This is a genomic window from Mariniflexile ostreae, assembly GCF_042427585.1.
GTDB lineage: Bacteria > Bacteroidota > Bacteroidia > Flavobacteriales > Flavobacteriaceae > Pseudalgibacter > Pseudalgibacter ostreae.
Genome location: NZ_JBHMFC010000057.1, coordinates 1 through 8,133, shown reverse-complemented (window position 1 = coordinate 8,133; position 8,133 = coordinate 1). Strand labels below are relative to the sequence as shown.

General features: G+C 30.6%; 5 protein-coding genes. All 5 read left to right on the top strand.

The genetic code is table 11. From position 1 onward, the window contains the following. The first annotated feature begins 93 nt into the window (after nt 1-93). The 5 genes from ACFFU9_RS10665 (at nt 94) to ACFFU9_RS10645 (ending at nt 7,779) form a co-directional block, all read left to right on the top strand. A complete protein-coding gene (locus ACFFU9_RS10665) occupies nt 94-843 on the top strand; it encodes a DUF6577 family protein (RefSeq protein ID WP_379861426.1) in 750 nt (249 codons plus the stop codon). Nucleotides 844-871: 28 nt separating this feature from the next. Further along, nucleotides 872-1,927: a nucleotidyl transferase AbiEii/AbiGii toxin family protein gene (locus ACFFU9_RS10660; RefSeq protein ID WP_379861425.1), complete on the top strand. Its 1,056-nt coding sequence runs from the start codon at nt 872-874 to the stop codon at nt 1,925-1,927. 248 nt (nt 1,928-2,175) lie between these two features. After that, nucleotides 2,176-4,320, top strand: a complete 2,145-nt coding sequence (locus ACFFU9_RS10655; protein WP_379861424.1) for a tellurite resistance TerB C-terminal domain-containing protein — start codon at nt 2,176-2,178, stop codon at nt 4,318-4,320. Nucleotides 4,321-4,330: 10 nt separating this feature from the next. Further along, entirely contained in the window at nt 4,331-5,644 is a 1,314-nt protein-coding gene (locus ACFFU9_RS10650; protein WP_379861423.1) for an ATP-binding protein, read from the top strand. Next, nucleotides 5,644-7,779, top strand: coding sequence for a DEAD/DEAH box helicase (locus ACFFU9_RS10645; protein ID WP_379861422.1), 2,136 nt, complete (start codon nt 5,644-5,646; stop codon nt 7,777-7,779). The genes ACFFU9_RS10650 and ACFFU9_RS10645 overlap by 1 nt, the downstream gene beginning before the upstream one ends. The last annotated feature ends 354 nt before the right edge of the window (nt 7,780-8,133 follow it).

Genomic DNA, 8,133 nt, shown 5'->3' with positions numbered 1-8,133 from the left:
TAGATTTGACACAACCATTGCAAGTTGGTTGGGTTTCAACTATCTATCATTTATGGCAATATTCCTAAAGAAAATGAAAAGCAAAAAGTTTAAATGACCTCAACTAAAACATTTCATATTGATAAGCTTAAAGAGACATTTTCAGAAAAAGAAAATGTGAAGGTTAGTGATATCATTTCATTTTACAGACAGTTTGATGACAACATTAAACGCGCAACAGTAGATTGGAGAATATACGATCTTGTAAACAAGGGAATACTTCACAGAGTTAGCAGAGGATTGTACTCTTTAACAGAAAGTGAAGGAAAAGCGTATATTCCTGAAATTAATAAATCATTAAAATACCTATCAGGAAAAATTCATAATCAATTTCCATTTATTGATACATGTATATGGTCAACAAAATGGTTAAATGAATTTATGTTGCATCAACCATTTAGGTTTTACACGATGCTTGAAGTAGAAAATGAAGTTATGGAATCTGTTTTTTACGCCCTTAAGGAACAGGGAAAAGAAGTGTTTTTAGACCCTTCAGAAGAGATACTTAATAATTACGTAGTTAATTCTTCTGAACCAATTATTATCACACGATTAACAACAGAAGCACCAACACAAAAGATAAATAAAGTAGTAACCCAAACTATAGAAAAATTACTTGTAGATATATATTGTGACCCAGTAATTTTCGCAGCACAACAGGGAGCAGAGTTAAAACGGATCTACCAAACAGTATTTGATAAATATAAAGTGGATACTACTAAAATGTTTCGCTATGCAAGTAGAAGAAATAAGCGAGATGAAATAACGGATTTTATAAACAACCAAGTAAAGATTAGGCAATAATGTCTACTTACTGCCAAATCTTTGAATTATGATTCATAAAGATTCACTAAAAGAAAAATGGATAACAGATGTTGCTAAACAACATAAGTCCGACCCTATTCTTGTAGAAAAAGTGGTGCGTGCATTATCTTTATTGGAGCACCTTCAAAACAGTAAGTTAGATTTCATATTTAAAGGGGGTACAGCGTTAATGCTCTTGCTTAAAGAACCAAAACGGTTCTCTATAGATATCGATATAATAGTTTCCAAGAAGCCTGATAATATGGAGGAGGTATTAGATACGGTTTTAGGAAGTTCAGATTTCCTAGAATATAATATTGACGAACGCCAATCAAAATCCAACATAGAAAAAGAACATTACAAATTCTATTATAAACCAGTAACAAATGCCAGAGCTGAACAAGAATATATTTTGCTTGATGTGCTATATGAAGAAAGTCATTATGGAGAATATACTAGCGACATTGAAATAAAATCACCTTTTATAAAATCAGAAGGAGAGAATGTTAAAGTAACAGTACCTATTCCAGAAGCTATATTAGGAGATAAACTAACAGCATTCGCACCCAATACAACAGGAGTGCCTTATGGTCGAGAAAAGGAAGTGGAGATTATAAAACAATTGTTCGATGTTGGGCATTTGTTTGATATGGTAAAAGACATAACGATAGTTTCAGAGGTATTTACACAATTTGCACAAACAGAATTGGCTTATAGAGAACTTAAAGAATTAAATAAAGACGACGTCCTAAACGATATATTTCAAACGGCATTGCTTATGTGTACGAGAGGGAAAAGCGGTAAAGGAGATTACAAAGAACTTCAGAAAGGAGTTCAAAATATCAAAAACTATATTTTTTCAGAAAACTTTCATATTGATCGCGCTATGGTGCCAGCATCAAAAGCAGCATATATAGCAACCATGTTAAAAAAAGGGACAACCAAAATAGAACACTTTACAAACCCAATGGAAGTAAAAGATTGGATGTTAGAGCAGCCTTTTGAAACACGATTAAATAAGTTAAAAAAGAGTAACCCAGAGGCTTTTTTTTATTGGTATAAAATTTCAGAATTAAATATTTAACTCGTTTTGAATTTGACATACTTTAGAATTCCGTAGGAATCATCTTTTTTTAATAGATAACCTTTTTCTTTAAATAGTAAAGTAGTAAATTTATCCAAGTACATATGGTGGGCTTCCCTGAGATTTGTAATAACTTAATCCCTATAAGTGTTAAGATATAATAAAGTATATATTTGAGTCTATACTTCTTTGTTAGTTAGTAATTATATGTTTGTGACTTATCAATATTTAAGTGTAATAATTATAAAATGAGAAATAAAACTACTGCTTCAATTTTAGCATTTTTCTTGGGTGGTTTAGGAATTCATCAATTTTATCTTCGTAATTATATTAGGGGAGCAATTTTCCTTTTGTTTTCTTGGACTTTTATTCCAATACTCTTTGGCTTTGTAGATTTTTTGATTCTACTTGTTATGAACGAAGATAGATTCAATGATAAATATAATAAAGACAGAATTCGAAAAAGCAGTAATATTAATAGAACATCATATATTCCAAGCGATTCTAAATTTAAAAGCATTCCAGAGAAAAAAATAATAAACCCAACTATTCCATCAAGAACTTTTGAAGACGAACGAATAGATTTTTACAAATCAAAAGACTCAAGCATTGTAGATGTTAATGAAACTTCGTTTGAGTTGAACATAAGTTTAATAGATTCAAATGTTGGAGATTATGAGGAAGTTCCATATTGGGCACATAGTTATGTTTATTCTTTCGATGCGCTTGATCAAGCTTCCTTAGAACAAAAAGAATTCTACTTTTATTTTAAGAAGAAATTCTTAGAGAATGAATTCATTGATGTGGATGGTAATACAAACTATGCATTCGTTTTATATTTTGATATTATTAAAGCATATGAAGATCATAATGATATTGAATTGCTTGAAAGGCAGTTTCTCCTATTAGGAGAAATATGTCCTAAGACTAAGAATTATAGTCATTCTACTTTTAAAAATTTACTTAGCAAAAGAACCGACACATTCTCCACAGAAAAACTGAGTGAAATTGAAAAGCCAGCTTATCAATTTGAACAAGGATATTATCAATATGACCCAGACCAATATAAGCTTGGAAGGATTTATAAAAGTCAACTTGGACTTAATGAGAATGAGGTTTTATTATTAAATAAATTTTACAGTCAAAGTAATGTTTTTACCTCTATTGAAGGATGTCTTATTGCAGTTGTCAACCAGTACCTCTTTGTTTTAAAATCCTTTAACAAATTTATAAATGAAGAAAACTCCTCGTTTGAAAAGGAGGTTGAATTTTTTAAAAAGAAAATTAAACAGTTTTACAAAGATAATTCAGAATATGGTTATTCCAATATTGATTACATAAACGAAATAGCCGAGACAGAGATTTACCAAACTATTTTTAGAAGGATTGAAAATTTTATTAGACATGAATTAGGTCATACAAGAAAACTTAAAACTGACTTTTTTTATAATCTTCATAATCTAGACAAAGAATTTGATGCTAGGATAGGAGAAATAGTAGATAAGGTTAATAAAAGCAATAAAGAATCCATTGTACAACCTGACAAAAAAACACAGATTTTACTGAATGCTCAAAACGTAAACCGTTGGAAAATAGAATTTTCAAAATTAAAAGAAAATTTTGATAAAAATAACTATTCTGACTTTTTAGAAAGCATTATTCATCTTGAAGAAGTGAATCAAAAGAATCCAAATATTGAACATATTTTTTATGAAGCTTCAAAATTTATTGCAAAATATGATAAGGTAAAAGCATTACAATTCTATGCAAAGTATATCCATTACGATTTGAAATCTAAGAAGTTTGACTACAAGCAAATGAATAAAACTATTCAAAAGTCATTATTTAAAAATGAAGTTCAAATAGAAAACTTTAAGGATATTATTGCGAAATTAATTGAAACAAGGGATATAGGGAGCGCGTTAGAAGAGATCTTAGTAATTTATGTTCCCAAGAGGAAAAAAATTAAACTTGATAGAACTGAAATTCAAGAAGTTGCCAAAAAGCACAATAGTACTGTCGAATTATTAAATGAATATTTGTTAAATGATGAAGAGGATGAAACATTGAGTGAGAAAATCAATAAAGAATCTAATGAAGAGGAAATAGAAATTGTAGTTGCTGTTGAATCTATAAGTGAGTCACCTTTTAAACAATGCTTAAATTTCAATAAAACCCAAATTGGAATCCTACAAATTATGCAGGCAAATACTTTGGTTATTTCTCAGAGCGAAGTTGACGAGTTTGCTCTTAAAAATGGAATGTTCAAAAATCAGCTTATTGATAGCATAAATGAGATTTGTTTTGAACTCTTAGAGGGAGAACCATTAATTGAGGAAGAGGAAGAAAATTATGTGATTGAGAAATTCTATTATCAAGAATTAGAGAAATAATAATACAAATATGGCACTGAAAATTAAATCAAAAGAAGCAACTGCAATTATTAATTCACTATCTGGTGGAGTTGTTCCAAGAATTGGAGTTCAACATATAACAGTAGGAAGAAAATTGGAAATCGAAGCCTTTACGGATGCCCTTGATGACGTGAAAAATGGTCACAGTATGATTAAGTTTTGGATTGGTGACTTTGGTTCTGGAAAATCATTTATGCTACATTTATTAAATACTGTAGCAACAAAACAAAAGTTTGTAGTAGCTAACGCAGATTTCACTCCTGACAATCGGTTATATGCCAACGATCGTAAAGCAGTAGCTTTGTATACTGCTATAATGGATAATGTTGCCATACACACAAAACCAGAGGGAGGAGCCCTACCTACATTATTAGATAAGTGGATTGAGCAAATAGTTTCAAAAACGGCGCAATTAAATGACATTCCTATCACAGAGATTCGAGATGAGAAGTATTTTAATCTGATTCAAAATAATTTGATGCAAACGGTTAATGAAGTGACTGAAACAGGAGGCTTTGATTTTGGCGTAGTAATAATTAAATATTATGAAGGATATATAAAGAATGATGACTATCTGCGTAGAAGTGCACTTAAGTGGTTAAAAGGTGAGTATCGCACAAAGACCGAGGCTAGACAAGATTTGGGTGTTCGAGAAATTGTAAATGATATGAACTATTACGATATGCTCAAAAACTTTTGCAGGCTATTTGTGAGTATGGGATATAGTGGTTTTATGGTAAACCTTGATGAAGCAGTAAATTTGTACAAGATTTCTACTTCTACAATGAGAGCAAAAAATTATGAAAAAATCCTAACTATTTTTAACGACTGTTTTCAAGGTAAAGTTTCAAACTTTTTCATCAACTTTTCTGGAACTAAAGAGTTTTTAGAAAATGAAAGAAGAGGATTGTTTAGTTATGATGCTTTAAAAACAAGATTGGAAACTAACAAATTTGAAACTTCAGAACATCGTGATTTAGCGCAGCCAGTAATCAAACTAGTTCCGCTTAATCACAGTGAAATTTTTGTTTTACTGAAAAAACTCAAAGAGATTTTTGATTTAAACCATGATGTAAATCTCAATATAACAGAACAAGATATTCAGCTTTTCATGGAGGAGATGTTTAACAAGCCTGGGGCTGATGAATTCTTAACCCCTAGAGAAGTGATAAGAGACTTTTTAAATATTCTAAGCATATTAAGACAAAACCCAGATGCAGATAAGCGTACCCTAATTTCTGATATTAAAATTTCAGATGAAAGACCCGATGAAAATGCTATAGACTCAATTGAGGAATTATAATGTCATACAAATTATTATCAGAGCCTGTTAGAAAATACATTCGTAAGAAACGATGGGAGTCTCTACGACCTATTCAAGCAGCTGCAATTGATAGAATCATTACAACGGATAGTAATTACATTTTAGCTTCAAGAACGGCGTCAGGTAAAACTGAAGCAGCATTTTTACCAATATTGTCCAAAATAGATTTTAATAAAAGAGGCGTTCAAGTCCTTTATATTTCTCCATTAATAGCGTTAATCAATGATCAGTTTTATAGAATAGAAGACTTGTGCAAAGATCTAGAAATTAAAGTAACAAAATGGCACGGGGAAGCCAAGAGATCATTAAAGAATGAACTTATCAAAAATCCTGAAGGTATTGTTTTAATAACCCCAGAATCTATTGAAGCAATGTTTGTGAACTCTCCATATAATGTATATGCTCTTTTTGAGAATTTGAAATATATTGTTATTGACGAAATACATTCTTTTTTAGGGGTTGATAGAGGAACTCAATTGATGTCTTTATTATCCCGTCTTCAAGAGATTAATGAAAATAGAATTGTAATCATTGGTTTGTCTGCTACTATTGGAAACGAAAACTATATAGAAGCAAAAAAGTTTACTGGAAATAGTCCTGAAACAAAGGTTTTACTAGATAAAACAAAAAAAGAGACTCAAGCTAAATTTAAATATTTTGAAAGTAAAACTAAGGAATTATCATTGGATTTGCTGAAAGATCTTTACCTTGAAACGAACAATAACAAGGTTCTGATTTTTCCTAATAGTAGAGGGAGAACTGAAGAAATTGCGGTTAAGCTTCGAAAATTATCAGATCGTGTCAACGGTCATAAAAATTACTATTCACATCATTCCTCTGTAGACAAAGAGATTCGAGAAAGCATTGAGTTTTTTGCAAAGAATAATGAAAGATTTAATTTTTGCATTGCTTGTACATCAACCTTAGAGCTTGGAATCGATATTGGATCAGTAGATAAAATTGTACAAATCGATTCGACACATTCAGTTTCTTCACTAGTTCAAAGAATTGGTAGAAGTGGACGAAAGGAAGGAGAGAAAAGTTATTTAAATCTCTACGCTACCAATAAATGGAGCTTATTGCAATCATTGGCGTGCTGGTTATTATATAAAACAGACTACTTAGAGCCAATTAAAATAGCCACTAAACCATACGACATTTTATTCCACCAACTACTCTCAATAGCTAAGCAATTATCTGGCTGTAAAAGGACAGAAATATTAAATCGTTTTAAAGCAAATTTTGCCTTCCAAGATATATCCGAAGATGATATTAATTATATAATTGATTATTCCATTGAAAAAGATTATTTAGAAGTAATTCAAAATGAAATCATTTTAGGTCTTGAGGGCGAAAATATTGTTAATTCAAGAGAATTTTATAGTGTCTTTAAAACAGAGCCAAATTTTCAAGTATTACATTCTGGAAGAAAAATTGGAGAGATTCCATTCTCTCCTCAAATAAGACTGAATGAAAATTTATTATTAGCGGCACGGGTATGGAAAATAAGAGATATAGACTTTAATAGTGGAAAAATAGAAGTAACATCTGCTACAGATGGTAAAAAGCCAATGTTCTTTGGAGGCGGCGGTAATATAGACCTTATAGTGAGAAAAGAGATGTTGCGAATTTTAAAAAGCGATGAAGTTTATACCGAACTAAATGAATCAAGTAGTTCTGTAATAGAGGAATTGAGATACGGTTTCAAAGGTTTTTCTACAATAGAGTTAGAAACGGAGCGGCCTCTTATCGTAAAAGAAGGGAAATTAATATTATATACATTTACTGGCACTAAAATAAACAAGAGTTTAAGCTTTCTAATTGCCTTACTTGGAATAAATACCTTCCTAGATGATCACACGAGTAGTATTGAAATAGAGGCTAGTCAGTTAAATTTTAAAGATCTAACTAAAGAAATTAAAATAGTTTATAACGATATTAACATATATTTAGCGGACGCTTTAGATAAAAATGAAGCGTTACTAGGTTTTTCAAAATGGGGTTTGTTCTTACCAATTAAATATCAATGTGAAGTTTTAAAAGATCGGTATTTTGATTTTGAGGGGGCGATTGAATTTATGAATACTATTAACTTAATAGAAATTAAAAAATAAGCGTTCTTCGAACATAACATCTGCGAAGCGAGGAAAATACATTTTCAGGTTTAGAAAATAGTAAGAGTTTCCAGTTCCGCGCAACACTAGTTATGTCCATTCCGCACCTGCATATCGGACAGACGCTACATTACCACAATCAGTATTTTTAGCAAACCTATAAATAATTAATAAAATATATGCTTAGCCGTTTTTACACGTTTGTCTTCGTTTGATTTTTTATCTTTAAAGTAAGATTGGAAGTATAACAAATAGTTTAGCCCCTTAATAGTTCGGAGTGATATTTTAAATTTGAAAACCCATATATTTGAGATATGAAATACAGGAAATGGACATTAGAACAGAAGTTAGAAA

Bases quoted from the DNA above. Each gene is read 5' to 3' on its own strand.
- ACFFU9_RS10660 (WP_379861425.1), top strand. From the start codon at position 872: ATGATTCATAAAGATTCACTAAAAGAAAAATGGATAACAGATGTTGCT.
- ACFFU9_RS10650 (WP_379861423.1), top strand. From the start codon at position 4,331: ATGGCACTGAAAATTAAATCAAAAGAAGCAACTGCAATTATTAATTCA.
- ACFFU9_RS10645 (WP_379861422.1), top strand. From the start codon at position 5,644: ATGTCATACAAATTATTATCAGAGCCTGTTAGAAAATACATTCGTAAG.
- ACFFU9_RS10665 (WP_379861426.1), top strand. From the start codon at position 94: ATGACCTCAACTAAAACATTTCATATTGATAAGCTTAAAGAGACATTT.
- ACFFU9_RS10655 (WP_379861424.1), top strand. From the start codon at position 2,176: ATGAGAAATAAAACTACTGCTTCAATTTTAGCATTTTTCTTGGGTGGT.